The sequence below is a fragment of the Telluria sp. ZB4P37 genome, assembly GCF_059685855.1.
Genome location: NZ_JCASID010000004.1, coordinates 273753 through 300032, shown reverse-complemented (window position 1 = coordinate 300032; position 26280 = coordinate 273753). Strand labels below are relative to the sequence as shown.

At 66.9% G+C, this 26280-nt stretch carries 20 protein-coding genes; 11 read left to right on the top strand and 9 right to left on the bottom strand.

The window, feature by feature from the left end:
* Positions 1-288: 288 nt before the first annotated feature.
* From pepN to AC56K1_RS10665, 3 genes are read left to right on the top strand one after another with little or no spacing between them, the layout of a single operon-like run.
* Positions 289-2934, top strand: coding sequence for an aminopeptidase N (pepN, locus tag AC56K1_RS10675; RefSeq protein ID WP_497157812.1), 2646 nt, complete (start codon positions 289-291; stop codon positions 2932-2934).
* Between the two features lie 3 nt (positions 2935-2937).
* Entirely contained in the window at positions 2938-3648 is a 711-nt protein-coding gene (locus tag AC56K1_RS10670) for a hypothetical protein (RefSeq protein WP_497157811.1), read from the top strand.
* 60 nt (positions 3649-3708) lie between these two features.
* Positions 3709-4095, top strand: coding sequence for a VOC family protein (locus tag AC56K1_RS10665; protein WP_497157810.1), 387 nt, complete (start codon positions 3709-3711; stop codon positions 4093-4095).
* Between the two features lie 25 nt (positions 4096-4120).
* Here AC56K1_RS10665 and AC56K1_RS10660 read toward each other — a convergent pair whose 3' ends face one another.
* Positions 4121-4468 carry a hypothetical protein gene (locus tag AC56K1_RS10660; RefSeq protein WP_497157809.1) on the bottom strand — a complete coding sequence of 116 codons (348 nt, stop codon included), beginning with the start codon at positions 4466-4468 and terminating at the stop codon, positions 4121-4123.
* A 127-nt stretch (positions 4469-4595) separates the two neighbouring features.
* Here AC56K1_RS10660 and AC56K1_RS10655 point away from each other — a divergent pair, with 127 nt between their 5' ends.
* A complete protein-coding gene (locus tag AC56K1_RS10655) occupies positions 4596-5033 on the top strand; it encodes an acyl-CoA thioesterase (RefSeq protein WP_497157808.1) in 438 nt (145 codons plus the stop codon).
* Positions 5034-5171: 138 nt separating this feature from the next.
* Complete coding sequence (locus AC56K1_RS10650; protein ID WP_497157807.1) at positions 5172-6380, top strand: right-handed parallel beta-helix repeat-containing protein; 1209 nt, start codon at positions 5172-5174, stop codon at positions 6378-6380.
* Here the strand turns inward: AC56K1_RS10650 and arsC are convergent, their stop codons facing one another.
* Positions 6381-6728 (bottom strand): arsenate reductase (glutaredoxin), encoded by a 348-nt coding sequence (gene arsC, locus AC56K1_RS10645; protein ID WP_497157806.1) that lies wholly within the window; start codon positions 6726-6728, stop codon positions 6381-6383.
* Positions 6729-7029: 301 nt separating this feature from the next.
* On the opposite strand from arsC, the gene AC56K1_RS10640 reads away from it, so the two are divergent.
* Entirely contained in the window at positions 7030-7662 is a 633-nt protein-coding gene (locus AC56K1_RS10640) for a 1-acyl-sn-glycerol-3-phosphate acyltransferase (RefSeq protein WP_497157805.1), read from the top strand.
* Positions 7663-7718: 56 nt separating this feature from the next.
* Here the strand turns inward: AC56K1_RS10640 and AC56K1_RS10635 are convergent, their stop codons facing one another.
* The 4 genes from AC56K1_RS10635 to AC56K1_RS10620 form a co-directional block, all read right to left on the bottom strand.
* Positions 7719-9503: a DUF1302 domain-containing protein gene (locus AC56K1_RS10635; RefSeq protein ID WP_497157804.1), complete on the bottom strand. Its 1785-nt coding sequence runs from the start codon at positions 9501-9503 to the stop codon at positions 7719-7721.
* Positions 9504-9625: 122 nt separating this feature from the next.
* Positions 9626-9781 carry a hypothetical protein gene (locus AC56K1_RS10630; RefSeq protein ID WP_497157803.1) on the bottom strand — a complete coding sequence of 52 codons (156 nt, stop codon included), beginning with the start codon at positions 9779-9781 and terminating at the stop codon, positions 9626-9628.
* Between the two features lie 51 nt (positions 9782-9832).
* Positions 9833-11464, bottom strand: a complete 1632-nt coding sequence (locus tag AC56K1_RS10625) for a SulP family inorganic anion transporter (protein ID WP_497157802.1) — start codon at positions 11462-11464, stop codon at positions 9833-9835.
* A 219-nt stretch (positions 11465-11683) separates the two neighbouring features.
* The gene (locus AC56K1_RS10620; protein WP_497157801.1) at positions 11684-13153 is read right to left on the bottom strand and encodes a GGDEF domain-containing protein; all 1470 of its coding nucleotides are present in this window, start codon (positions 13151-13153) and stop codon (positions 11684-11686) included.
* A gap of 165 nt (positions 13154-13318) precedes the next feature.
* On the opposite strand from AC56K1_RS10620, the gene AC56K1_RS10615 reads away from it, so the two are divergent.
* Genes AC56K1_RS10615 through AC56K1_RS10605 form a run of 3 tightly spaced genes read left to right on the top strand, consistent with a single transcriptional unit; the run spans position 13319 to position 15607 of the window.
* Positions 13319-14284, top strand: a complete 966-nt coding sequence (locus AC56K1_RS10615) for an SDR family oxidoreductase (protein WP_497157800.1) — start codon at positions 13319-13321, stop codon at positions 14282-14284.
* Positions 14285-14314: 30 nt separating this feature from the next.
* A complete protein-coding gene (gene ku / locus AC56K1_RS10610) occupies positions 14315-15370 on the top strand; it encodes a non-homologous end joining protein Ku (protein WP_497157799.1) in 1056 nt (351 codons plus the stop codon).
* Between the two features lie 3 nt (positions 15371-15373).
* Positions 15374-15607: a hypothetical protein gene (locus AC56K1_RS10605; protein WP_497157798.1), complete on the top strand. Its 234-nt coding sequence runs from the start codon at positions 15374-15376 to the stop codon at positions 15605-15607.
* Between the two features lie 80 nt (positions 15608-15687).
* On the opposite strand, the gene ampC is transcribed toward AC56K1_RS10605, so the two are convergent.
* The gene (gene ampC, locus AC56K1_RS10600) at positions 15688-16845 is read right to left on the bottom strand and encodes a class C beta-lactamase (protein WP_497157818.1); all 1158 of its coding nucleotides are present in this window, start codon (positions 16843-16845) and stop codon (positions 15688-15690) included.
* A gap of 148 nt (positions 16846-16993) precedes the next feature.
* Between ampC and AC56K1_RS10595 the strand changes: the two genes are divergently transcribed.
* On the top strand, positions 16994-18487 hold the full coding sequence (locus AC56K1_RS10595) for an App1 family protein phosphatidate phosphatase (RefSeq protein ID WP_497157797.1): 1494 nt from the start codon (positions 16994-16996) through the stop codon (positions 18485-18487).
* A gap of 91 nt (positions 18488-18578) precedes the next feature.
* Here the strand turns inward: AC56K1_RS10595 and ligD are convergent, their stop codons facing one another.
* Positions 18579-21218 (bottom strand): DNA ligase D, encoded by a 2640-nt coding sequence (ligD, locus tag AC56K1_RS10590; protein ID WP_497157796.1) that lies wholly within the window; start codon positions 21216-21218, stop codon positions 18579-18581.
* Positions 21219-21336: 118 nt separating this feature from the next.
* On the opposite strand from ligD, the gene AC56K1_RS10585 reads away from it, so the two are divergent.
* A complete protein-coding gene (locus AC56K1_RS10585) occupies positions 21337-22284 on the top strand; it encodes a D-2-hydroxyacid dehydrogenase (protein ID WP_497157795.1) in 948 nt (315 codons plus the stop codon).
* A 9-nt stretch (positions 22285-22293) separates the two neighbouring features.
* Here the strand turns inward: AC56K1_RS10585 and AC56K1_RS10580 are convergent, their stop codons facing one another.
* Complete coding sequence (locus AC56K1_RS10580) at positions 22294-26220, bottom strand: two-component regulator propeller domain-containing protein (protein ID WP_497157794.1); 3927 nt, start codon at positions 26218-26220, stop codon at positions 22294-22296.
* Positions 26221-26280 lie beyond the last annotated feature (60 nt).

Genomic DNA, 26280 nt, shown 5'->3' with positions numbered 1-26280 from the left:
GCGTGAGAACTCGGGGTTTTTACAACCCTAAACCTTTACCTGCAACCCCCTCCCGATACCCTTCAGCAACTCATCTTCGGTAGCCCCTGGCAACTCATCTGCCACTTATCTTGGACACCAGTGCGCGAAGGCGGGAACCCAATTTTCCAGACACACCACCAAAGCCTCCCCTACCCATACATACGCCCCATAAACGGATATGTATGTGGTGTAAACAACAGCCCACCCATGCTATTCTTGCGCGATTATTTTTATCGCGCACCTAGCCTGCGCTGTCCAGGAGACTTTGTGAACAACTTCGCACCCCGCGTGATGGCGCTCGCCATCGCTTCCGCCTTTGCATTCAACGCCGCGCATGCCGCTCCCGCACCGGCGCGCGCGGAGAATGCCTACCTGTCGCAAGTCGATGCCGCCGCCCGTTCGGCGCGCGTGTCGAACGTGGACTACGTGCTGGACTTCACCCTCACCGGCAAGGAAAGCTTCGCCGGCACCACCACGGTCAGCTTCGACCTGACTGACACCAATTCCGCCGTCACGCTCGACCTGGACAAGGCAACCGTCAAGTCGCTCACCGTCAACGGCAAGACCGTCGCGCCGCAGTACAACAAGTGGTTCCTGCCCCTGGCGCCGCAAGACCTGGCCAAGGGCCGCAACACCGTCACCGTCAGCTACGAGCGCCTGCACAGCACCAACGGCGAAGGCCTGCACCGCATGGTCGACCCGGCCGATGGCCGCGTCTACACCTATTCGCACTTCGAGCCGGCCGCCGCGCACCAGATGTTCGCGGTGTTCGACCAGCCCGACCTGAAGGCCACCTACACCGTCACGGTCAACGCGCCGAAGGACTGGGAAGTGGTCACCACCACCCGCGAATCGAACATCCTTGACGCCACCGGCGGCAAGCGCTGGACCTTCCCGAAGTCGAAGAAACTCAGCCCCTACAACTTCTCGCTGCACGCGGGCCCCTACAAGGTCTGGGAAGACAAGAGCGGCAAGTACCCGATGCGCCTGTTCGCGCGCCAGTCGGTCGCCGCGCAAGTCACACCAAGCGACTGGTTCCGCTACACCAAGAACGGCCTGGCCTTCTTCGACGACTACTTCGGCATCCCTTACCAGTTCGAGAAATACGACCAGCTCCTGGTGCCGGACTTCCTGTATGGCGCGATGGAGAACGCGGCTGCGATCACGTTCGCCGAAGGCGGCTTCCTGTACAAGGCCGAGATGACCGCCGCACAGAAGGCGCGCCTGGCCGAAGTCATCATGCACGAGATGGCGCACCAGTGGTTCGGCGACCTGGTCACCATGAAGTGGTGGAACGGCCTGTGGCTGAACGAAAGCTTCGCCGCCTTCATGGCCACCCTGGCCACCGCCGAAGCGACCGAATTCAAGGATGCCTGGCAGTCCTTCTTCCAGGACGACAAGCAGGCCGCCTATGCGCAGGACCAGAAGGTCTCGACCCACCCGATCGAGGTGCCGGTGCCCTCGTCGAGCAATGCCTTTGATAACATCGACGCGATCACCTACTCGAAAGGCGCCTCCACGCTCAAGCAGCTGCGCCACATGCTGGGCGAAGAAGTCTTCCGCAAGGGCGTGCACAACTACCTGGTGAAGTATTCGTGGCAGAACGCGAAGCTGGAAGACTTCATCGGCAGCCTGGGCGAAGCTGCCGGGCGCGACCTGTCGAAGTGGACCCAGGACTGGCTGTACCAGGCCGGCGTGAACACGATTGCGGCCAACTACACCTGCGCCAATGGAAAAATCAACGCGTTCTCGCTGCAGCAGACGGCGGCTAGCCGCGCCCTGCCGACGCTGCGCGAACAGCGCGTGCAGGTCGGCGCGTTCAAGCTGGAGAACGGCAAGCTGGTGCTGGCCAAGAATGTCCCGGTCACCTATTCCGGCACGACGACCAAGGTGCCGGGCATGGTGGGCGCGGCCTGTCCGGACCTGGTCTACCCGAACTACCAGGACTGGGGCTTCGTGAAGGTCCAGCTGGACAAGCGCTCCTTCGAGACCGCCCGCACGACCCTGGCCGGCGTGGACGACCCGCTGCTGCGCGCCATGCTGTGGCAAAGCTTGTGGGACGGCGTACGCGACGCCAAGCTGCCGCTGAACGACTTCATCAAGGTCGCCCTGGCCAACGCGCCCCAGGAAAAGGATTACACCCTGCTGGGCGACGTGCTGGGCAAGGTCAGCACGTCGAAATACTACCTGGACGCGATGGCCCTCGATAACGCGTACAGCAAGCAGACCGGCAAACAGCTCGAAGACATGGCATGGAATGGCGTCGTCGCATACAAGGGCAACGACAACTTCCAGCGCCGCTGGTTCGCGACCTACTTGAGCGTGGCGAGCAGCCCGGAAGCGCTGGCGCGCCTGGCCGGCATGTTGGACGGCAAAGGCACCGAAGGCCTGAACATCGGCCAGGACCAGCGCTGGGCCATCATCAATCGCCTGAACCGCTACGACGCCAGTGGCGCCGCCAGGCTGGTCGAGCTCGAGGCGGCGCGCGACAAGTCCGACACCGGGCAAGGAGCCGCGCTGGCCGCCACTGTGGTGCGCCCGGACCCGAAGGTCAAGGCCGAATGGCTGGCCACCGTGCAGGACCTGCAGACCAAGCTGCCGTTCTCCAAGGTGCGCACCGTGATCGGCAGCATGTACCCGGCCGAGCAGAAGCAGCTGGCCGAGCAGACCGCCGCCGGCCGCCTGGCGAAACTGCAGGCGATCGACAAGGCGGCCGGTCCGGTCTACATGCGTTCCTACGCCGGTTCGATGATCCCGACCGGCTGCACCCCGGCCAGCGTGCAGCGCCTTGGCCGCGCGGCGGACAGCATGAAGGACCTATCGGCCGGCACCCGCCGCTCCCTGCTCGACGCGCTGCAGGAAGACCAGCGCTGCGTGGCGATCAAGAAGGCCCTGACGGCACCGAAGTCTTAAGCCTTGAGCTTTCCAGGCGACGCGGCCTTCCCGCGCCGCAGACCTGGCTGGCCGCTGGTGGCCGCCCTTGGCCTGCACCTGCTGCTGGCCTGGGGCTGGCGTGCCGCGCACCTGCCGGCCGAGCAAAGCTTCGAGGAGCGCATCTTCAATGTGATCCCGATTCCGCCGCCGGCGCCGGAGCTCGCCTCCGCGCGCCGTACGGTGGAGCCTACTCGCAGCGTGGCGCCGCGCAGCCGCATGCCGGCACTGCCGGATGCCGTGCGTGAACCGGAACTGGTTACACCGCCCCCCGATGCGCCAGCCTTGGCCGCCGACCCGCCTGCCATCACCGCAGCGCCCGCGTCTGCCGAAGCACCGCTCGACGCGATGGTCGGGCGCGCGCGCCGGGATGCCGGCGCCATCGACCGCGAACTGCGCAAGGGCAAGTCCGGCGTACCGGCCGTGGCGGACACGCCATGGGGCCGCTTCACGCGCGCGCTCGAGGGCGCCCACATCGACACCAGCCGCACCCTCGTGAGCGAAACCTATACCGCCCCCGATGGCGAAATCATCTACCGGTTCCGGCAAGGGGGGCGGGTCTATTGCCGCATCAGCGGCGGCGTCAAGCCGGGCATCGGCAACGCCATCGGCCCAAGCGCCTTCGACGTGCAAGGCGGCAACGGTACCGCCGGCCTGATCAGCTGCCCAAGCCATGCCACCTGGAAGCGCGATTAAGTTTCCACAGCGCATACAGCTATGCTAATGTTTTGCCACTTTCCTAGATCAAGGACCCACATGCAACGCGTTACTGGCATCGGCGGCATCTTTTTCCACGCGAACGACCCGGTGGCCCTGCGCGCCTGGTACAAGCGGCATCTGGGCCTCGACGTCCTCGAATGGGGCGGCGCCGCCTTCACCTGGACCGACGAGGCCGGCAACCCGACCAAGGGCACGACCATCTGGTCGGTCGGCCCACCCGACAACGGCCAGTTCGCCCCGAGCAATGCCTCCTTCATGATCAACTACCGCGTCGCCGACCTCGACGGACTGCTCGCGGTGCTGCGCGAAGAAGGCTGCCAGGTGCTGGAGAAACGGGAAGATTCGGAATACGGCAAATTCGGCTGGGTCATCGACCCGGAAGGCAACAAGGTCGAGCTCTGGGAACCGCCGGCGGGGCAATGAGTATCCAGCGCCGGCAGCGCAGTTCCTAGTTCATGCCGCCTTTTCCATTAGGCGGCCTCGGCGCCGGCATGCACAATTCCGCCACGCGGCGCCAGGCACCGGAGCCCTCGCACACGATCGGCGGGCGCCCCTGCAAGAGCTTACCCAGGTCGACCGGCTTGCCCTCGTTGACTTCCACGTTGCGGTTGATCGGGATGCAAAGCACGTCATGCCAGGCGGCGGCATAGCCGTCGGGCGTGGGCAAGGGGCCGCGCAGGCGCAGGGCGGCAGCTTCGCAGGCCTTTTTGGTCTTGAAGCTGCCGCGCAGGCTGCTGCTCTCGAGCGTCACGTCGCGGTGCTGCTGCAGGTAGAGCAAGAGGATCATGGTAAACATCGACTCTCCAGGCATGGGTCTTGGGGCCATCATCGCATGCCACGGCCGGCTTTGCAGCAGTTCGCCAGCCCGTAGAATAGCGGTATCGCGGCTGCGCGCCGCTTCACCCGCATCACGAGGACATAGCTTGGACTGGGATTATCCGCACCCCTTCACCCTGCCCGTCACGCCGGCAACCGGCGACATCGACGGCCTGGACCACACCAACAATGCCGTCTACGTGCGCTGGTGCGAGCAGGCCGGCTGGGCCCATTCGGAGCGGCTCGGCCTGTCGCTGAGCGACTACCGCCGCCTGGACCGCGCGATGGCGATCCGGCGCGGCGAGTACGATTACCTGCTGCCGACCTTCGCGGGCGAAGCCTTGACGCTGGCCACCTGGCTGGTGGCGGGCGACGGCAGGCTGGCCTTGGAGCGCCGCTTCCAGCTGGTGCGCGACAGCGACGGCGCCACCGTGCTGCGGGGCCGCTGGGACCTGGTCTGCATCGAGATCAGCAGCGGCCGCGTGCGCGGCATGCCGGCGGAGTTCGTCGATACCTACATGCCGGCGGTGGCGCAGGCGATCTGACACCTGGGTCTGCAGCGGCGGCGCTGCCGGCAACTGCGCGTGTTGAGCACGCTCAAGGAATACATTGAGCTAACCGGCCCCGTTCCGGCTTGTGCGGCGTCAAACTGGCCGAATCACATCCGCTGCCACGAGGGAACGATGCTGCGCCGACTATCCAACCATGTCCTAGCCTTATTCCTTGCGCCGCTGGCGGCGCTGGCGCTTGCCGCCCTGCTTTCCGGCTGCCGCCTGCGCGAGGCCGGGCAGGAAGACCTCGTCATCCCGGAGCTGGTGCGCACCCACCTGTATGTCGCCCCGTCCGGCTCGGACAGCAATCCCGGCACCCGCGACGAGCCCTTCCGCACGCTCACGCGAGCGGCGCAGGCTGCCACGCCCGGCACTACCGTGCACGTGGCGCCGGGCACCTATTTCGGTGGCATCCGCACCAATACCCACGGCACGGCCGAGGCGCGCATCGTGTTCGAGTCCACCGAGCGATGGGGTGCGCGGCTGGTCCCGCCGCTCGACTCGCGGCGGCCGGCGGCCTGGGACAACCGCGCCAACCACCTCGACATCGTGGGCTTCGAGATTGACGGCACCCAGTACCAGAGCGGCATGAAATGGCTGAGCGGCATCTACAATGCCGGCTCGAATAACGGCGTGCACCACAACCGCATCCACCACGTCGGCAACGACGTGCCCTGCGAAGCCAGGGGCGGCGCGGGCATCGGCATCGACAGCTATTACAAGGGCAACGATGCCGAAGTGGTCGGCAACCAGGTGCACGACATCGGCCCGCCAGACTGCCGGACGATGCACGGCATCTATATCAGCACCCGGGCCAGTGTGCGCGACAACATCATCTACCGGGCCTCGGGCAGCGGCATCCACCTGTGGCACGACGCCACCAACGTCACCATCCGCGGCAATACCGTGGTGGCGTCCGGGACCGGCATCGTGGTCGGCGGCGGCGGCTACTATCACAGCAAGGGGCCGAACGACCATACGCACACGGTCAACAACATCGTGGTCGACAATGGCCATGGCATCGTGGAACAGGGCGAGACCGGGTCCGACCTCACTTACCGCAACAACCTGGTTTTCCAGAACGGCGGCAGCGACTGGAAGCTGCCCGCCGGCAGGGAGCATGCCGGCACCGTCAGCGCCGGCCCCATGTTCGTCGACTACACCCGCGCCGGCGCCGAGCCGGATTTCCGGCTGCAGCCGGGCTCGCCGGCGATCGGCAAGGGACTGGCGCCGGGCGGCATGGACGCGGCCGGCGGCAAGCCAAGGCGGCCCACCGATATCGGCGCGGTTCCCTACACGCCGCCGGAACTGGCGGCACCGATGTCCACGGCCACGGAGTGATCAGATGATCTCGTGCACCAGCTCGAACGGGCGGCACAAGCGGGCGCCCTTGGGCGTCACCACGAAGGGACGGTTGAGCAGGGCCGGATGCGCGGCCATCGCATCGAGCAGCGCCGCGTCGCCCGTACCCGGCGCATCGAGGCCGAGTTCGGCGAACTTCGCTTCCTTGCTGCGGATGGCCTGAGGCACGCTCAAGCCGGCGGCGGCGATCATCTGCTGCACCTGTTCACGGCTCAGCGGATTTTTCAGGTACTCCACCACCTGCGGCTCGTGCCCGGCCGCGCGGATCGCCGCCAGGGTATTGCGCGACGTCCCGCAGTTCGGGTTATGGTAAATCGTGATATCCATCTGCAGTTCTCCTCGCGCTCGTTCTGCTTGATTGTTCAATAATGCATGGGGCTGTCGCTTGCCGCGGACGGCGCCGGTTTAACCGCCCCGGTACCGCCGGCCGGCCGCTCCGTTGCTGCCCGGATGGCGCTCAGTTGCCCCCTCGGTTGCCCATTTTTCAGCGGCATGATAACCACAGCTCATGACCCGCACCAGCATTTTTGCTTGTTGCCCTCCCCGCCGCACTATAGAATTCGACGCTTATTTTTCTGCAGTAACATTGCTTATAGAAAATAGCATTTCGTATAGCGACGGAGATTCGATGAGCGATTACATGCTGCGCGCCGCAGACCTTCCCACCCTGAGCCAGCGCCTCGCGCTGCGCCTGTTGAACCTGGCCGGCTGGAACCTGCGCTACAAGCAGCTGCCGGGGCCGCATGGCATCGCCGTGGTCTATCCGCACACCTCGAACTGGGACTTCCTGGTCGGGCTGGTCGGCAAGTGGGCGGTCGGCCTGAAGTTCCGCTGGGTGGCCAAGGATTCGCTGTTCCGCGGCCCGATGGGCGCGATCATGCGCTACTGGGGCGGCATCGCGGTGGACCGGCGCGCCTCGATGGGCGCGACCCGCCAGCTGGCCAACACCATGCTCAAATCGGAATGGTGCTGGATCGGGATCACCCCGGAAGGCACGCGCAGCTACCGGCCGCACTGGAAAAGCGGCTTCTACCACCTGGCCACGATGGCCAAGGTGCCCCTGCTGCTGGTGTACATTGATTACCGCACCAAGGTGCTGAGCGTGGTGGACACGCTCACGCTCAGCGGCGACACCGAGCAGGACATGGCAGCGATCGCCGCACTCTACGAGGGCCGGCAGGCCCTGTATCCCGACCAGGCCGCACCGATCAAGCTGGCGCCGCCACGCGACGCCTCGGAGCCGCAGCGCCGCCGCGCCTGATTCCACGGCCGGTCCCGGCCGGCCACTCGCAGGTCCCTTCCGGACCCGCGCATCGCTCAGAAGCGCACGCCCACCGCCACCGACGCGGTATCGCGGTCGGCGGCCTGGTGGTAGTCCCCGCCCCAGGTTGGCTGGTATCCCAGCTCCGCCAGGTAGCGCTCGCGGTATTCGAAGCGCAGCGCCATGCTCAGCGACTTGCGCCCTTCATTGAGCAGCAGGTCGCCCGACCAGCCCTTGACGTCGTGGACGAACAGCGTGCTCACGCTGGCAAGCAGCTGCGGCGCCAGCTCCGGCAGGCGCGCATCGATTCGCAGCCGGTAACCCCAGGAATTCGGCGTGGCATAGCCACGCAGGCTGCACTGGCGCGCCGCATCGCCCGTATGCACCGAGCAGACGCCGAACACCGGGCCGGCGCCGAAGATGTCGGCACGCCCGTAGCGCATCACCGACGGATGCGGCAAGTTGCGCGCATGCTTGCCGACCGCCTCGATATTGGCCGCCACCGGCAGGCCGGCGAGCAGCCATTCGCGGCGCAGGCCGAACTGCGCCTGCCACACCGCATACAGGTCGTAGCCGGGGAGCAGCCCGCCCGGCGCCACCGCATTGGCGCGCGCGCGCAGCAGCGAGGGCGCGGTCGCGCTCAGGAAGGGCGGCATCACGTCGCCGGGGGCCAGCATGAAGGGCACGCCGTCGCGGTAGGACAGCTCGCCGTAAAGGGTGCCGGGGCCGCGCTTGTACTCCAGCGTCGCCGCGCTGATGCGCAGCCCTTCCGGGTATTCGCTGTAGAACGCCTGGTTTCGGCCATCCGGGTCGCCTGCGATCAGCGCCGGCCCGTTGGGACGGGTGGTGCGCCGCACGCCGGGCATCTGCATGCGCCCGGTATAGCGGGCGTGGTACAGGCCCAGTTTCATCCCGGAGGCGGCGGGATGCCAGGTGATGCCGGCGCCGAATTCGCTGGCCTCGGGCTTGGGCGTCGGCAGCCGCTTTTTGAAGGAACCCACCACCAGGCGCGAACGGTCGCTCACCACCGGCTGGCCGGACATGATGATGTCGCAGCCGGCCACGATGTAGTCGCTCATCGACCAGATCGTGCCGCATTGATCGAGTGCGCTTGGGCGGAAGGCGCCCTGGTAATAGGCTTCGATGCCGAGCTCCGGCGTGGGCTCGGCGCGGGCGAACAGCATCGGCCGCGGTACCACGGTTTCAGCAGCCACCGGCGCCGCGCGGTGCAGGCCGGGCATGTCGCGCGGATCGAGTACTTCCAGGCCGCCCGGCGTGAGCGAGCGACTGCCCCAGCCCGGCGTCTGCTGGCCCAGCCGCAGCAACAAGGGCGTGCCCGCCGCGGCGAACTTATACTGCAACCAGGCGTCGAGCAGGACGACGCCCGAAAACCGCGACAGGCGCGGTGCGCCGTGGTCCGATAAGGATTCGCCGGCCGCATACCAGTTCGGCACATTGCCCCAGGGCCGCCCGTCGTGCGCCAGGCCGGCATCGTGCCAGGCTTTCACGCCTACCAAGCCAGACCAGTCGCCTTCCTTGGCCGAGACTTCAAACATGGCCTTGACCATGCGCGATACCGCGTCGCCCCTGGCATAATTGGTGTTGGCGTCGTCCGCATTGCCGCCGCTGCCGTAGCCGGCCAGGCCGATGGCGGCGGCATTCACGCCGGTGAGCAAATGCGGGTCGCGGTCCTGGACCCGGTAGATATTGCCAGCCATGAGGCGGCCGCTGGCCTGGATGTCGGCGGCCCGCGATGGCGCGGCCACCGTCGCGGCAAGCGCCAGGGCGACAGCCGTCCGGCCAATGGCGACAGCGGTCGCCGGCATCTCGTCTCGGGTCATCCCTGCCCCTATCTCTTTGGACTATCCTGCGTGCCGTGCGGCTGTCAGGTCGCCGCATCGTCAATACGCGCCCGAGGAATCCTAGAGCCGGGTCCGATCCGGGTCAACAAAAGAATGCGCTGTCAGCGCGTTTTATGCCGCCGGAATAGGCGCTTCCAGAACACGATCTCGAACAGGATTCCGCCCGCGATCAGGAGGGCCGCGTCGTCGCGCAGACCGAAGTACCACAGGGTGGCGGCAGCACCAAAAAAGGCCAGTGTGATCAGGTGACGGCGCATCGTGTTCTCCGGTAAGTACAGCGACATTAACCCGCTCGTATTAACCCAGGCTTAGGCGGCGAGCTGGTCCCAGGCCATGGCAGCACTCAGGAACAGCCGCCCACTCAGCGCCTGCAGCAGGCTGCTCTGCTTGAGCCGGTCCATCACCGGCCCCTTTACTTCGGCCAGGTGCAGCAGCACGCCGCGCTGGCGCAGCGAGGCATTGAGTTCGCCCAGCCCAAACAGGGCCGAGGTGTCGATCGAATTCACCGCCGACAGCACCAGGACCAGGTGACGCGTGGCCGGATGCGCCTTCAGTTCGTCTTCGATGCGCTCGTTCACCGCCTCGACATTCCCGAAGAACAGGCCGGCGTCCACCCGCAGCATCAACAGGCCAGGCGCGGTCTCGGTCGAGTAGCGGTCGACGTTGCGGAAATGCTCGCTGCCGGCAATCCGGCCCAGCACCGCGATGTGCGGGCGGCTGGCGCGCCAGATCAGCGCGCCCATCGACAGCGCCACGCCCACCACCACGCCCGCCTCGACACCCAGAACCAGCACGCCGGCGGCGGTCGCCAGCAGCGCCGCCGCGTCGGCGCGGTCGTAGCGCCAGGCTGTGTAAAGCAGCGAGAGGTCGAGCATGCCGAGCACCGCGACGATGATGGTGGCCGCCAGCACCGGCAGCGGCAACAGCGCCAGCCAGCTTGACGGCGCGACCAGGGCAAGGGCCAGCAGCGCCGCCGTGATCATGCTCGCCAGCTGGCTATTGGCTCCCGCCGCGAAGTTCACCGCCGAACGCGAGATGCTGCCGGTGACGGGGAAGCCGCCCGAGAGCGCGCTGCCGATGTTCGCCGCGCCCAGGCCTACCAGCTCGCGGTTGCTGCCCAGCTTCTCGCCACGCTTGAGCGCCAGCGCCTGCGCGCCCGACATGCTGATCAGGAAAATCATGAAACCCACCAGCAGCGCCGGCTGCAGCAAGGCTTGCCAGTGCGCGGAAGACGTCGCCAGGTTCAGGCCGGGCAGCCCGGCCGGCACCGCGCCGGTGGTCGCCACGCCCTGCGCGTCGAGCTGCAGGACGGCGACCAGGATCGTGGCGCCGATCACGACCACCATCGGCGCGAGCTTGCTGCCGATGTCGGCGGCGGAGGGTCGCATGCCGATGCGGCGCAGCGTCCCGGCCAGAAAAGTGCGTGCCCACAGCAGCAGCGCCAGCGCGCCCAGTCCCATCGCGGCGCTCGGCCAGTGCACGGCAGGCAGGGCGCCGCCAAGGAGCGGGCGGACCTGTCCCCAGGCGATCAGGATCGCCGAGCCGATGGTAAAACCGCTCATCACGGGACGGGAAAAGAAGTTGGCCACGAAGCCGATGCGCAGCAAGCCGCAGGCCAGCAGCACCGCGCCCGACAGCAAGGCCAGCTGGGCGGCCAGCACGCCATACAGCGCGCTGCCGGGCGCGGCGAGCGGCGCCAATGCGGATGCCACCATCAGCGAAGTGATCGCCATCGGCCCGACCGATTGCGTGCTGCTGGTGCCGAACAGCGCGTACAGCAGCGGCGGCACGATGCTCGCGTAGATGCCGGCCACCGGCGGCAGGCCGGCCACCAGCGCATAGGCCATGCCCTGCGGGATCATCATCATCGCCACGACGATGCCGGCGCTGATATCGCCGGGCAGCATCGCGCGCCGGTAGTGCTGCAACCAGGAGAGCATGGGTATTGCCTGAGAGAAAAGCCGCTAGCCTACCACAGGGGCCGGCGGCGAAAACAACATTGGAACCTATCCCAATAGGGAGGAGGAAGTTGATGGCGATGCATGGCAAGCGCGGGCAAGGCGCGAGGAGGCCGCATGGCGAGCCATGCAACGACGAGCAACGCAGCACCCGCCTGTCAGGCGCGCCAGCAACGACTCCTACCCTGCTGGGACAGGTTCTTATTGCATCGCCAGCTCGACGCAGTTGCGCCCTGCACGCTTGGCGCGCGCCAGCGCCGCATTGACCCGCACCGCCAGCGAATCGCCACTCTCGGTCTCTCCGAGCTGGGCCACGCCGAGGCTGACCGTGACGTGGTCGCAGCCCGGGATCTCGGCCGCTTCGATCGCCGCGCGCAGCTTCTCCGCCATTTTCAGGCCGTCGATCGCGCTGGTATGCGGGGCGATCACCTGGAATTCCTCGCCGCCCGAGCGCACCAGCACGTCGCTCGAGCGCAGCAGGCCGCGCGCGGTATCGGCCACCACCCGCAGCGCCATGTCGCCGACCGGGTGGCCGAAGCTGTCGTTGATGGCGCGGAAGCGGTCGATGTCGAAGGCGATCAGGGCCAGCGGCAGGCGGTAGCGGCGTGCGCGCCTGATCTCCTGCTCCATCAGGTATTCGCCCTGGCGCCGGTTGGCTACGTTGGTGAGCGCATCGGTGGTGGCCAGGTGGGTGACGCGTCCCAGCAACTCTTCGCTTTCGCGCATGAGTTCCGCCATGCGCAGGCCGAAAGCGGCCATCTGCGCCAGGTCGTCGCATGCCGCGAGCTGGGCGCGCGAAAAGGGCCTTGCATGATCGAACAGCAGGCACAGGGCGCCGCGCGGCGCCCCGGGACCGGAGGCCGGGATCGGCAGGCCGAGCACCATCTGCACGCCATGGCCGCGCAGCGCTCTAGCCAGTTCCGGCTCGCCGGCTTTCTCCGGCGCGTCGAGCAGGGCCGCTTCGCCGCTGCTGGCGGCCAGCAGGCCGGGGAAGGCATGGCGCAGCGGCGACTGCAACAGGCGCTCGCGGCGCTGCAGAATGGCGACCAGGTCCAGGCCGGGCATGCCGTGCTGGGCGTCGAGCCGCAGGTCGCTTCCCTCGTGCAGCCCGAAGACGGCGGCATGCACCACGCCCGGCCAGCGCAACAGCGCCGCGCACAGGCGCTCGGCGAAGCGGATGCCGTCGTCGACTTCGAGCAGCGCCGCCTGCGCCTCGGTGCGCACGGCCAGCAGCGCGGCCAGTTCGGCCTCCCGGGCGCTCGGCTCGTTCGATGTCGCGAAGCCGGCCTGCAGGCGCGCCTCGACCTGGTTGCGCGTATCACTCGCTGCAAGAGGACCGATCACGTAGTCGAGCGGCCCGTGCTGCATCAGCGCCGGCAGCCAGCGCGCATTCGTGAATGGGCACAGGACCAGCACCGGGCGGCCGCCGCGTGACGCCACCAGTTGGCCAAGTGCCGGCAGGTCGATGCCAAGATCGAAGCGCTCGAGGTCGAGCACCACGACGTCGGCCGGCGCTTCCTCCAGCATGGCGGCGGCCTGCTCGGCGCCGTCAGCCGCGCGCAAGCCCTCGAACAGGTCGGCGCAGGCATGCTGGAAATCCGCGCGGCGCTGGCCGACCGGATTGACGAACAGGCCGGTGAAACGGAGGGGCGCGCTTTCCTGCTGAGACATTGTTTTCTCCCTTACAAGCAACATTGTTACAAGGCGCTGGCAAGTTTGCCATAAAGCCACCCGCCTCGGTAGCGGATTTGTCGCCGAATGTACGTGAGCGCACCGTCGCTGCCCCTTGCGCGGCCGATACTCAGGCGGTCGATTGAACGTTCATGGGAGCATGCGATGGCAAATCAGGATGAAGTGGCGAACAAACAAAAAGCAATCCAGCAGCAGCAAGACCAGAAGGACGCCGGAGAGCAAAAACCGGACAGCAACGAGGCCGTGCAGACCGGCATCGACGAGCCGGCCCCGCCCTTCCCCCGGCAGCACCTGGCCAAGCCCGGCATCGAAGCCGAGATGGAACTCAAGCCCAGATTCATGGCCGAGCAGTACAAGGGCAGCGGCAAGCTGGAGGGCCAGGTCGCCATCGTGACCGGCGCCGACTCGGGCATCGGCCGTGCGGTGGCCGTGCTGTTCGCGCGCGAAGGCGCCGACGTCGCCGTGATGTACCTGAACGAGCACGAAGACGCGGCCGAGACCAAACGCTGTATCGAGGCCGAGGGCCGCCGCTGTATCACAATGGCCGGCGACATCAAGGATCCGGCCTTCTGCAACGATGCGGTGGCCAAGGCCGTGGCCGAATTCGGGCGTCTCGACGTGCTGGTGAATAACGCCGCCTTCCAGGAGCATGCCGGTTCGCTGCTCGACATCACCGACGAGCGCCTGGACGAAACCTTCCGCACCAATATCTATGGGTACTTCCACATGGCGCGCGCCGCCCTTCCGCACCTGAAACGCGGGGCCGCGATCGTCAATACCGGCTCGGTCACCGGCCTGAAAGGTTCCGGCAAGCTGCTCGATTATTCCAGCACCAAGGGCGCGATCCATGCCTTCACCATGTCGCTGGCCGCCAGCCTGATCGAACAGGGCATCCGCGTCAATGCGGTGGCCCCCGGCCCGGTGTGGACGCCGCTGAACCCGGCCGACCAGTCGCCCGACAAGATCAAGGACTTCGGCGCCAGCACCACCTACAAGCGCCCCGCCCAGCCGGAAGAACTCTCGCCGGCCTATGTGTTCCTGGCCTCGAACGTGTGCTCGGGCTATATCACGGGCATCGTCCTGCCGGTCACCGGCGTGGTCGGCGAATAAGCGCGACGACAGTCAACAAGGAGAACCGCTATGCCGCGCAGCATGTGGAAAGGTGCGATCAGCTTCGGACTGGTGCACATCCCCGTCGACATGTACCCGGCCGTGGCCAACAAAGGCCTCGACCTCACCATGCTCGACCGCCGCGATTTCTCGCCGGTGGGATTCAAGCGCTACAACAAGGGCAACAACAAGGAAGTTTCGTGGGACGACATCGTCAAGGGCTATGAATACTCCGGCGGCGAGTATGTCGTGCTGTCGGACGAAGACCTGCGCCGCGCCAACCCGGAGGCGACCCAGACCATCGACATCGTCGGCTTCGTCGACGCCGAAGACGTCTCGCTGCTGTATTTCGAGCAGCCCTACTATCTCGCGCCCGGCAAGGGCGGCGACAAGGTCTACGCCCTGTTGCGCGAAACGCTGCGCAAGGCAGGCAAGATTGGCATCGCGCGTGTCGTCATCCGCGTCAAGCAGCACCTGTGCGCGCTGGTATGCGTGGGCGACACCATTGTCCTGAACACCTTGCGCTATGCCGACGAGATTCGCGATTCCGGCGAACTCAAGATCCCTTCCGCGAACGACAGGAAGGCCGCCGTCACCGACAAGGAACTCAAGATGGCGATGGCCCTGGTGCAGGGGATGGCCGAGGACTGGGAGCCGGAGCAGTACCACGACACCTACCGCGAAGACATCATGGCGCTGATCGAGAAGAAGGTCAAAGCGCACCAGACCAAGACCATCACCATGCCCGAGCCGGGCGAGAAGAAGCGCGAGACGGGCAAGGTCATCGATCTGGTCTCGCTGCTGCAGGCCAGCCTGGGCAGGAAGCCGGCGAAGGGCGCCGCCGCGGAAGACGACGACGACGAGCCGCCGCCTTCGAAAAAGCGCAAGGCCCCAGCCGAGGAAGACGAGGAAGAAGAAGCACCGGCCCCGCGTGCGCGCAAGGCGCCTGCGCACAGCGTCGACCGGGTGGCAGCCAGCGGCGCGGCGCCAAAGCGCTCCGCGGCGAAGCCGGCCGCAAAAAAGGCGCCCGCCAAATCCACCGGCGCCCCATCGGCGGCCCCGGCGCGGCGCAAGAAAGCGGCCTGACGGATGGATGAATTCATCGACTTCCTCCAGTGGCCGGCCATGGCGGTCACCCTGTTCGCCGCCTACCTGATCGGCTCCCAGCGCCCCGAACGGCGCGTATTCGGCTTTAGCATGTTCATCCTCAGTAACCTGCTGTGGATCGCCTGGGGCTGGCACGACGAGGCCTGGGCGCTGATTGCGCTGCAGGTCGCGCTGATGGTGACCAATGTGCGGGGCATCTTCAAGAACGAGTCTTGAGGGCCCAATACCGGTCGATCAATGAGAACCGTAGGCTAGGCGGCGGTTCTCAGGTGATCGACATGATCCCGAACCCGGCCTTACTTCGCCATCCGCGCGGCCTGTTCCAAAATCGCGTAGGCCGCCTTCACGCGCGCGGGAATCGGGTAATTCCGGTTCGCCAGCATCACGATACCCAGCTTCTTCTGCGGCACGAACAGCACGTAGCCGCCGAAGCCGCCGGTCGAACCGGTCTTGTTGAACAAGGCGGGCCCCGAAGGCAGGCGTGCTGGAACCAGCGCCTTCGCCGGATTCGCCTCCCTCAGCATCGACGCCGCATTGCCCTCCAGCAGGCGCGCGAGCGTCACCGGATAGGGATAGCTTTCCCATCCCAGCCCCTGCACCATCGGGCCCATGTCGAAGTGGCCGAGATGGGTGGCCTGCACCGCACGCCGTACCGGCCCCGCGAGCCGCGCCGGATCGATGTTGGCCTGCACATAGCGGATCATGTCGGCGCTGCTCGACTTCACGCCATAGGCTTCGGCGTCGAACACGCCTGGATTGACGCGCACCGGCTTGCCCTCCCGGTAACCCCAGGCGTAGTCCGCCTGCGCGCCGGGCGGCACGTTCACATAGGTGTGGCGCAAGCCCAGTTGCGGAAACAGGGTGCCCTCCAGGGCCCCCGCAAAATCGGTCTTCAGCGCCAGGGCCGCGATATGGCCGAACAGGCCGATGCTGGGATTCGAGTAGCGGCGCACGGCGGCCGGCGCGGCGTCCGGCTTCCAGCCGCGGAAATAGGCCACCGCGCCAGGCAGGTCCGACACCGTCTCAGGCATCTGGAGCGGCAGGCCGCCGGCCGCGTACGCGCCCAGCTGGAGCAGGTTGGCCTTGTCGAGCGCAGACCCTTTCAACTGCGGCAGGTACTTGCCGGGATGGTCCTCCAGCGTCAGCGCGCCCTGCTCCTGCGCGTAAGTAGCCAGCGTCGCCGTGAAGGTCTTGCTGATCGAGCCGAGCTCGAACAGTGTGTTCTCGCTGACCGGCGTCTTCGCCTCGCGCGAGGCCATGCCGTAATTGAAGAACCAGGTTTGTCCGTCAATGGTCACGGCCACCGCCATGCCGGGCACCTCATGCTCGGCCATCAGCGGCACGACCGCGGCATCGACGGCGGCGCGCAATGCCGCGTCATCGGCCGCCCGGGCGGCAAGCGGAAACAGGGATACACAAGCGAGGATGAATCCTGCGCGGCCGGCGCGCGTCAAGGTGGTGATCAAGGCGGGGCATCCTTTTCTTCGAATGTGGGAAAAGCCCATTATCGCCGAGCTTGCCCGGGGCGTTTGATAAGCGTGCGTTCCAATCTTGCGGCATCAGCGATACTTAATACCTCGACAACGCTTTCACCGTATGAACATGACTGCCAATCCCATGCCCTTCCTCGTGCTGACCCGTGCCGGTTTCGACGACATCGCCGGACGCGTCGACCTGGGCCGGGCCACCCTTTACCTCAACCCTGGCCTGGTCTCGCAAGAAGACGTGGCGCGGCTGCGCGAGACGGGCACCGCGGTGCACGTCATGGCCACGTCGGTCGATCCGCTGAAATTGCAGGAAGTGCAGCAGGCGCTGCTCCTGACGCGCAGGGAAGCCGGCAGCGTCTGGGTCGAGCGCGGCGCGCAAAGCAAAGGCATTCCGGTCGCGACCGGCCAGCGAGCCGAGGACGAGATCACCCCGGAGACCCCGCTGCGCCACCGCCTGGCGCGCACTGCGGGCGCCTTCGCTTCCCATGCCTGGCGGCTGCTGCGCCAGCCCGAACACGGGCGCGCACTCATGGCCGTGCCCTACCTGGGCTTCGGCAATGCCACGCGCATCTGGCTCAAAGGCCGCCTGCTGGACGAGCGGGGTTTTCGCGAGCAGTCGGGCGAAGACAGCGGCTGGAACAACCTGGTCGCGCTCTACCAGCGACTCGAATCCGACGAAGTGGCCAACTCGCGCGTGCTGGCGTATTTTGGCGGCGCGACCCATGAGGCGATCACGGACAGGGGCGGCTATTTTTCTTTCGATATCACGCTGAACACGTCATTGGCGGGCGGCTGGCACAAGGTCGAACTCGAATTCCCCGACCACATCCAGCCCGACGGCCAGCCGCTTCGCGCCGTGGCGGAAGTCATCGTGCCGGCGGAAACCGCCCGATTCGGCATCATCAGCGACATCGACGACACGGTATTGTGGACCAATGTCACCAACAAGCTGAACATGGCGTTGATGCTGGCGCGGACCAATTCGCACACGCGCAAGCCTTTCAAGGGCGTCGCCGCTTTCTACCGCGCCTTGAGCGACGGCGCGGGCGGCAGCGAGAACAACCCGCTGTTCTATGTCTCGAGCAGCCCCTGGCATTTGTACGGGCCCCTGGTCGATTTCCTGAAACTGCAGGGCATCCCGGTGGGCCCGCTGATGCTGCGCGAACTGAGCGTGCGCCATGTGCTCAAGCTGAACGAACATGGCAATCACAAGCTCGAGCAGATCGAGCGCATCCTGGATTTTTATCCGGAGATGCAGTTCGTGCTGGTAGGCGACAGCGGCGAGCAGGATCCCGAGATTTACACGGAAGTCATACGGCGCCACCCGAAGGCAGTACGCATGATCTACATCCGCAACGTCAATCCCGATCCGTCGCGGATCGATGCGCTGGACCGGCTGATCGACGAGGTCAGTACCACCGGCACGCAGCTGGTGCTGTCGCCGGACAGCGTGTTCGCGGCCTCGCATGCGGCGGCCGAGGGCTTGATCGCGGTGGACCGGCTGCCGTCGGTGCGCTCGGACAAGCGGCAGGATGAGACGGCGAAGGCGGTGGCGACGGGGGTGGCTGCGGGTGATGCGGGTGGCACCGGGGCGGTGGTTGAGCCGTGATCGCTGCTACCGGACCTGCCAAGGGCTGCGGGACGAACTCGGGTCCCGGCGAAGGCCGGGACCCAATTTGAACGGGTGCCGCCAAGGCCCCTTAATCCTCAAACCCCAACACCTTCATCGCCCTGGTAATCCCCTTGGCCGCCTTGTCATAACCGGCCCACGGTTCATTGCCCCGGTCAAGCCGCGTGTGCACGTTCGCCACGGTCCACTGCGTGCTCGACTTGAGCTTCATGAGCTCATCCCACTCGAGCGGCACCGAAATTCCCATGCCCGGCCGGGCCCGGGCAGACCAGGCGCCGACGGTGGTGGCGCCACGCCCGTTGCGCAGGTAGTCGATGAAGATCTTCCCCACCCGGTTCTTCGGCCCGCTCTTGAACGCCAGCCGGTCCGGCAGCGTGCCGGCAAGGTGGCGCACGATGGCTTGCGAAAAGGCCTTCACGGTATCCCAGCCGTACTCGCCCTTGATCGGCACCACCACGTGCAGACCCTTGCCGCCGCTGGTCTTGAGGAAGGAAGGCAGCCCCAACTCGTCGAGGAAGGCGCGCATGATCTGCGCCGCTTCCTGCATCGCCGGCCATTCCACCCCCTCGCCCGGGTCGAGGTCGAACACCATGCGGTCCGGCTTCTCGTAGGTTTTGGCGAGCGCGTTCTGGGTATGCAGCTCGATCGCGTTCCACTGCGCCACCGACAGGATGCCTTCGACACCCACGATTTCCAGCATCGGCGGGTTGCTCGGGTCGAGCGCCGCATCCATCTGCTTCACGCCCGGCAGCTTCTTGACGTCCGCGTGCTTCTGGAATACCAGCTCGGCGCCAATGCCGGCGGGCGCCCGCACCAGGGTGAGGGGGCGACGCTTGAGGTGTTCCATCATCAGCTCCCCTACCAGGGCGTAATAGCGGATCACCTCCAGCTTGGTGATGCCGGTGGACGGGTCGACGATGCGGTCCGGATTGGTGACGCGCAGCGAGTCCGGCAGCTTGCCATGCAGCCTGGCCGGCGGCGGCGCCACCGGTTCGCTCGGTAACGCAGGCTTTTCGCTATCTTCGATGTGGCGCGGTTCTTCGCGTGTGATGCCGCGCGCGGGCTTGTCGGCGCGCAGTCCCTGGAACACCGGATGGCGCACCGAGCCGGTGCTGGTCCATTCCGAGAAGCTCACTTCCGCTACCAGCACCGGCTTGACCCAGTGATGCTGGCGACCCGGCACCGCGCGCGGCGGGAACGGGCTCTCGTCGGTGCGCAGCGCTTCGAGCTGCTTGCTGATATCCATGAGCGTCGCATGGTTGAAGCCGGAGCCCACGTTGCCCGCGTAGCGCAGCACGCCCTCGCGGTCGTAGGTGCCGAGCAGGAGCGAGCCGACGCCCTTGCGCGAACCCTTCGGGTCGGTGAAGCCGCCGATGACGAATTCCTGGCGCAGGCCACATTTGAGCTTGATCCATTCGGGCGAACGGCGCGAGACATAGCGCGAATCGCGGCGCTTGCCGATCACGCCCTCCAGACCTATCTTGCAGGCGGCCACCACCAGCTCGTCCGGCTTGTCGCCGAATTCGGCGGAGAAGCGCACCGTGTCGGACTTGGCCTTTTTCAGCACCGCTTCGAGCACGGCGCGCCGCTCAACCAGCGGGACATCGCGCAGGTCGTAGCCGCCGCAATAAGGTACATCGAACAGGAAGTACTCGATGTCGGCATTGCGCACGCCGTCGAAGGCCAGCTGCAGCAGGCCGAAATTGGGTTTTCCGTGCTCGTCGTGCACGACGATCTCGCCGTCGTACCAGCCGTCCGGCAGACCCATGCGCTCGAGTTCTTCGCGCATCGGGGCCAGCTTGTCGGTCCAGTCGTTGTCGTTGCGCGTGACCAGCCGCACCTCGCCATTCTCGACCCGCGCCAGCATGCGGTAGCCGTCGAACTTGACCTCGAACACCCATTCGCCCGCGTCATGCGGCGGGGCGTCCACCAGCGTGGCCAGCTCCGGGGCAAACTTCTCCGGCAGCGCGGCCGGCACGGCGCCTCCTGGGATGCCTTTGATGGCGGCCCTGGCCTTTGCGCCTTTCGCGGCCGGTTTCGCAGCTGGCTTGGTTGCCGACTTGGCTGCCGATTTGGCTGCCGGCTTCGTTGCCGGTTTTGCCGGTTTTGCCGCAGACTTCGCTGGGGGTTTGGCCGTGGCCCGCTTGCGCGCCGGCTTGGGCATCGGCAGCGACTTGACGCTGTCGGGCAGCTCGTCGACCACCGAAAACACTTCCGCCGGACGGGAGAACTCGTCGTTTTCCTTGATCAGGAGCCAGGCTTCCTGCTTCTCGCCACGGCCTTTCATGCGGATCAGCGCCCAGCGCCCCTGCATCTTGTGGCCGTGCATGGCGAATTTCAGGTTGCCCTTGCGGTAACCCTCGTGGGGATCGCCGATCGGCTCCCAGATGCCCTTGTCCCAGATGATGACTTTGCCGGCGCCATACTGCTTCGGAGGAATAGTGCCTTCGAAATCGGAATAGGAAATCGGATGGTCTTCGACGTGGACGGCCATGCGCTTGTCATGGGTGTCGTAGCTCGGCCCTTTCGGCACCGCCCAGCTTTTCATGGTGCCGTCGAGTTCCAGACGAAGATCGTAATGCAGTCGCGTCGCCCAGTGCTTCTGGATGACGAAGGTCAAGGCCTCGAGGCCGGCAATGCCGCCCTCGCTTGGCTCGGACGTGATATCGAAATTACGCTTGGATTGATAGAGTTTGAGCGCGTCTGGCATGGGGCCTCCCGGCAACTGTCTACCAAAAGTGTAGGCCCGCGCCCCTGACCCGACTGTACGCCACCTAACCCAGTATGGACCGGCGTTACAATGCGGTTTTCACTTTCGCGAGGCCGCCATGCACCGAATCGTTTTCCTCGACCGCGACAGCCTGCAGGCCAGCGTGCGGGCGCCAGGCTTCGCCCACGAATGGCAGGACCACGGCGGCACGACGGAAGACAAAGTCGTCGAGCGGCTGCTTGGAGCCACGGTCGCGGTCACCAACAAGGTGCCGCTGCGCGCAGCAAGCCTGGACCGCCTGCCCGACCTGAAGATGGTGGCGATCGCCGCCACCGGCACCGACAACGTCGACCTCGAGGCCTGCCGCGCGCGCGGGATCGTGGTCTCGAACATCCGCGATTACTCGCTCGTATCCGTGCCCGAACACTGCTTCACGCTGCTGCTGGCGCTGCGCCGCAACCTGCGCGCCTACATGGCCGACGTCGAGGCGGGATGCTGGGAGGGGTCCAGCCGCTTCTGCCTGCTCGATCACCCGATCGGCGACCTGGCCGGCAGCCGGCTGGGAATCGTCGGCTACGGCGCGCTCGGGCACAAGGTAGCGCAGCTGGGCCGCGCTTTCGGGATGGAGATCGCCGCCACCTCGCGCTCGCGCATCAATGACGCGGGCATCGTCCAGCTGCCGCTCGACGAGCTGCTGGCCAGTTCCGATGTGGTCAGCCTGCACCTGCCGCTCACCGAGCAGACCCGCCACCTGATCGGCGCGCGCGAGCTGGGGCTGATGAAAAAAACCGCCCTCCTGATCAATACCGCGCGCGGCGGGCTGGTGGACGAAGCGGCCCTGGCGGCGGCCTTGAGCTCGAAGGCCATCGGCGGCGCCGGGTTCGACGTGTTGAGCCGCGAGCCGCCGCTGCCGGGCAATCCTCTCCTGGGGCTGCGCCTGCCGAACTTCATCCTGACGCCGCACGTGGCCTGGGCCAGCGCCGGCGCGATGCAGACACTGGCCGACATGCTGGTCGATAACATCGAGGCCTGGGCGGCCGGGGCGCCACGCAACATGGTCGCCTAGCACTGCCGCTTACAGCGGCCGTGCCGCTTCCGGTTCCGCCTGGATGGCTTGCGAGTCGGGGGCGTGCAGCGGCAGGTCGAGGATGAAGGACGCGCCCTGGCCAGGTGCGCTCTCCACGCGCACCAATCCGCCCAGCAGCGACGTGACGATGTTCCAGGTGATGTTCAGCCCGAGTCCGGTGCCGCCCTGCCCCATGCGGGTCGTGAAGAAGGGGTCGAAAATGCGCGCCAGGTGTTCCTGGGGGATGCCGCGCCCGTCGTCGCGGAATTCGATGCGCACCGCACCGTCCACGCGCGTCGCCGAGAGCACCATGGCGCCGCCCGGCTCCTCGAAGGCGTGCAGCAGCGCGTTGTTGACAAAGTTGATGACCACCTGGCCGAGCGGGCCTGGGAAGCTGTCCATCATGATCCCGGCCGGCACCCCGAGTTCGAGCCGGTGGCCGGACAGGCGCACCGTATTCATCAGGGTGGCCGCGATTTCCTGGCAGGCCTGGGCCAGGTCGAAGCGGCGGCGCTGGGCGCTGGCCTGGTCGACCGAGACCTGGCGGAAGCTGTTGACCAGTTCCGCCGCATTGTGCAGGCTGCGCATGATCAGGTTCGACGCCTCGCGCGAGGCTTCCATGTAGTCGGCCAGGTCGGAGCGGCGCAGCGTCGCCGCATCGAAACGGGTCGCCACTTCGCTGGTCTTTTCCTGCAGCGTGCTGGCCATCAAGAGGCTGTTGCCGATCGGGGTATTGAGTTCGTGCGCCACGCCCGCCACCAGGGAACCCAGCGAAGCGAGTTTCTCCTGGGCCGCCAGCTGGGCCTGTGTCTCCTTGAGCCGGTGATAGGCCTCGGCATTGTCGATCGCCACCCCGACATAGGCCGCCAGGGTCTCGAGCATGTCGAGATGGACCTGGCCATAGGCCTGCGCGGCCGGGCTTTGCACCGTGAGGGCGCCCAGCACCCGCTCGCCCACCATCACCGGCACCATCAGCAGGGAGCGGGGCGACATGCCATGGCGCCAGGCATAGGGCAGCGCGGTCCGGATTGCGTCAACCGGGGACAGCGCAGGCAGGTAATTCGCCAGTCCCCGCGGCAGGTCGCCGGCCAGCACCTCGCGACCGTTGGCGATCGACCAGGCGGCCAGGTGCGAAGCCGCGTCTTCGGGCAGCTCGACGGCTTCGCGCCGTTCGCCCTCCACCACCGTGTAGACGTATTCCAGCACGCCGCGGTCCGGATGGCGCAGCACCACCGCGAACAGGGTCGCGTCCATCAGCGCGCGCACGTGCTCGTACAGGGTGCGCATGATCGCCTCGGTGTCCAGGTTCGCTGTCAGGGTGCGGCCGATGTCCGAGAGCAGCGCGATGTTGCGGTGCGCCTGCTCGACCACTTCCTTCTGCTCCTCGACTTCCTGCTTGCGGCGCTCGGCCGATTCCTTTTGGCGCCGCAGCTCCTCGGTGCGGGTGCCGACCTCGCGTTCGAGCAGGAGCTTTTGCGCGACCAGCGCGCGGATGCGCAGCCGGTAGCCGGCCGTGAACAGCGCCACGGCCCCCAGGACGGCCAGGGTGCGGAACCACCAGGTCTTCCAGAACGGCGGCGTGATGTGGATGGTCAGCGCCGTGGCCTGGGGACTCCAGACGCCGTCCTTGTTGCTGGCCCGAACCCGGAACACATAGGTGCCGGGATCGAGGTTGGTATAGGTCGCATAGCGCCGGCGCGCGTCGGTGTCGACCCAGGAGGTGTCGAAGCCTTCGAGCTGGTAGGCGTAGCGGTTGCCGTCCGGATCTGCATAATGCAGGGCCGCGAACTCGAGCGCGAACACGGAATCGCGGTGCGACAGGGTCAGTTCCTGCTGGTCGTGGAAGCCGGGTGTGGCGCGCGAGCGGTTCAGCACCAGGAGGTCGGTCAGCACGACCGGCGGCGGGAAGGGATTGTCGCGCACCGCGTCGGCCTGGAAGGCGGTCATGCCGTTGACGCCACCGAAATAGAGCTGTCCGTCGGCGGTGCGCAGCGCGGCGCCGACGAAATACGAGCCGTCCACCAGGCCATCCTTCGAGGTGTAGTTCTTGACCTGGCCTGTTGCCGGGTCCAGGCGCGTGATGCCGGCGGTGGTGCTGGCCCACACGAAGCCGTGGCTGTCTTCGAGCATGGCGCCGATCGGCTGTGCATCGCGTGCGCTGGCGAAGGGATAGAAGCGGAAGCTTGCGCCATCCTTGCCCTGCTCCATGCGGTGCAGGCCGCCGGCGGTGCCGACCCAGAGCGCGCCGCGCGCCGACTCCATCAGGTAATACACGCGGCTATGGCGCAGCGAACCGGGCCGGGCCGGGTCGCGCCGGTAGTGCGTGAAGCGGTTGGCGGCGGGGTCGAACCGTTCCAGCCCGGTCTCGGTGCCGATCCAGACGATGCCCTTGCTGTCTTCCAGCACGGCGAAGCCGTAGTTCTCGCCCAGGCTGGACGGATCGGCCGGGTCGTGGCGCCAGGTGCGCACGGCGGCGGCCCCGGGCGCCAGCGCCGACAGCCCCCCGCGCGTCATGATCCACAGGGTGCCGCTGCGCCCGGCGTGGATCGCATGCACGTAGTTCGCGCCCGGGCTGGACCCGAGCGACACGTGGCCGAAGCGCCCCGCGGGGTCGCGCCATACCAGCCCGGTCGGGGTGCCGATCCAGGTGCGGCCGTGCGAGAGGGCCAGCGAGGTGACAACCTCGCCAGGCACGCCGCCGTGGCCGATGCGCTCTACCTGCCCGCTGGCCCGGTCCATCCGCATCAGGCCGTCTCCGGTGGTGCCGATCCACAGCCCCCCGCCCGGCGCTTCGTGGATGGCGCGCACCTTGGCGCGGCCCAGGCCGTCGTTGCCGCCATAGCGCAGAAATCCGCCGCTGGCGAGGTCAGTGCGGCTCACGCCCCCGAACAGGGTGCCCGCCCACAGGGTGCCGGTGCGGTCCACCAGCATGGCACTGACCTGGTTGTCTGACAGCGAGTGCGGGTCGGCCGGGTCATTGCGGTAGCTGGTGAAGCGGCCGCTGACCGGGTCCAGCCATTTCAGGCCGTCCATGTCGGTGCCGACCCACAGGGTGGCGCCGCTGTCGTGGTAGAGCTTGAGCACCCGGGGTTCGGCCGCACCCGCGCCCGTGCCCAGTCCTTCGGCCACGCCCAGGCGGCGCCGCTCCGGAACGCCCTCACCCAGCTTCCAGGCTTCCAGCCCGGCGGCGGTACCGATATACAGGGTGTCGCGCGGCCCCATCGACAAGGCCGTGACGGCATTGCGCTGCGGGTCGGCCGGGTCGGGATCGAAGTGCTCGAAGCGGGCCGCGCCCGGCGCCAGCCGCTCCAGGCCCGCCGCCGTACCGACCCATAAATGGCCTTTGCCGTCGAGCGCAAGGGAGCTGACGCGGTTGTCGCGCAGGCTGCCCGCATCAAGCGGATCGTGGCGGTAGCTGCGAAAGCGCCCGCTGGCGGTATCGACGTGCAGCAGGCCGTCGCCGGTAGCCAGCCACAGGCCGCCGCCGGGAGCGGGCACCATGGCGAGCACGCTGCGGTTGCCGGCGCCGCGCGCGGCGTCCGCGGGCGGTGCGTAGCGGATGAACTTGCCGGTAGCGTGGTCGTAACGGGTCAGGCCGCCCTTGGTGCCGAACCACAGCCGGCCCTGGGCATCCTCATGGGAAGCCATCACATAGTTGTCGGGGATGCTGTCCGGGTTGTCCGGGTCGTTCCGGTATACCGTCATGCGGTAGCCGTCGTAGCGGTTCAGGCCGGCCTGGGTGCCGATCCACATGAAGCCGCGCCGGTCCTGCAGGATGGCCAGCACCGACTGCTGCGACAGGCCCTGCTCGATCGACAGCCGCTCGAAGCGCAGGCTGCGAGGCGCGGCGCCGGCGCCGCCTGCCCACGAGAGCCACAGTACAAGGATGAATAAGGCAGTCAGGGCAAGGCGCGGTCCCGGCTTCAAGGCAAGCATACGTGTCCAAAGTGTTCCAACCCGGCTAATCTACCAGAGCAGCTTTGCCCGCGGAAAAAA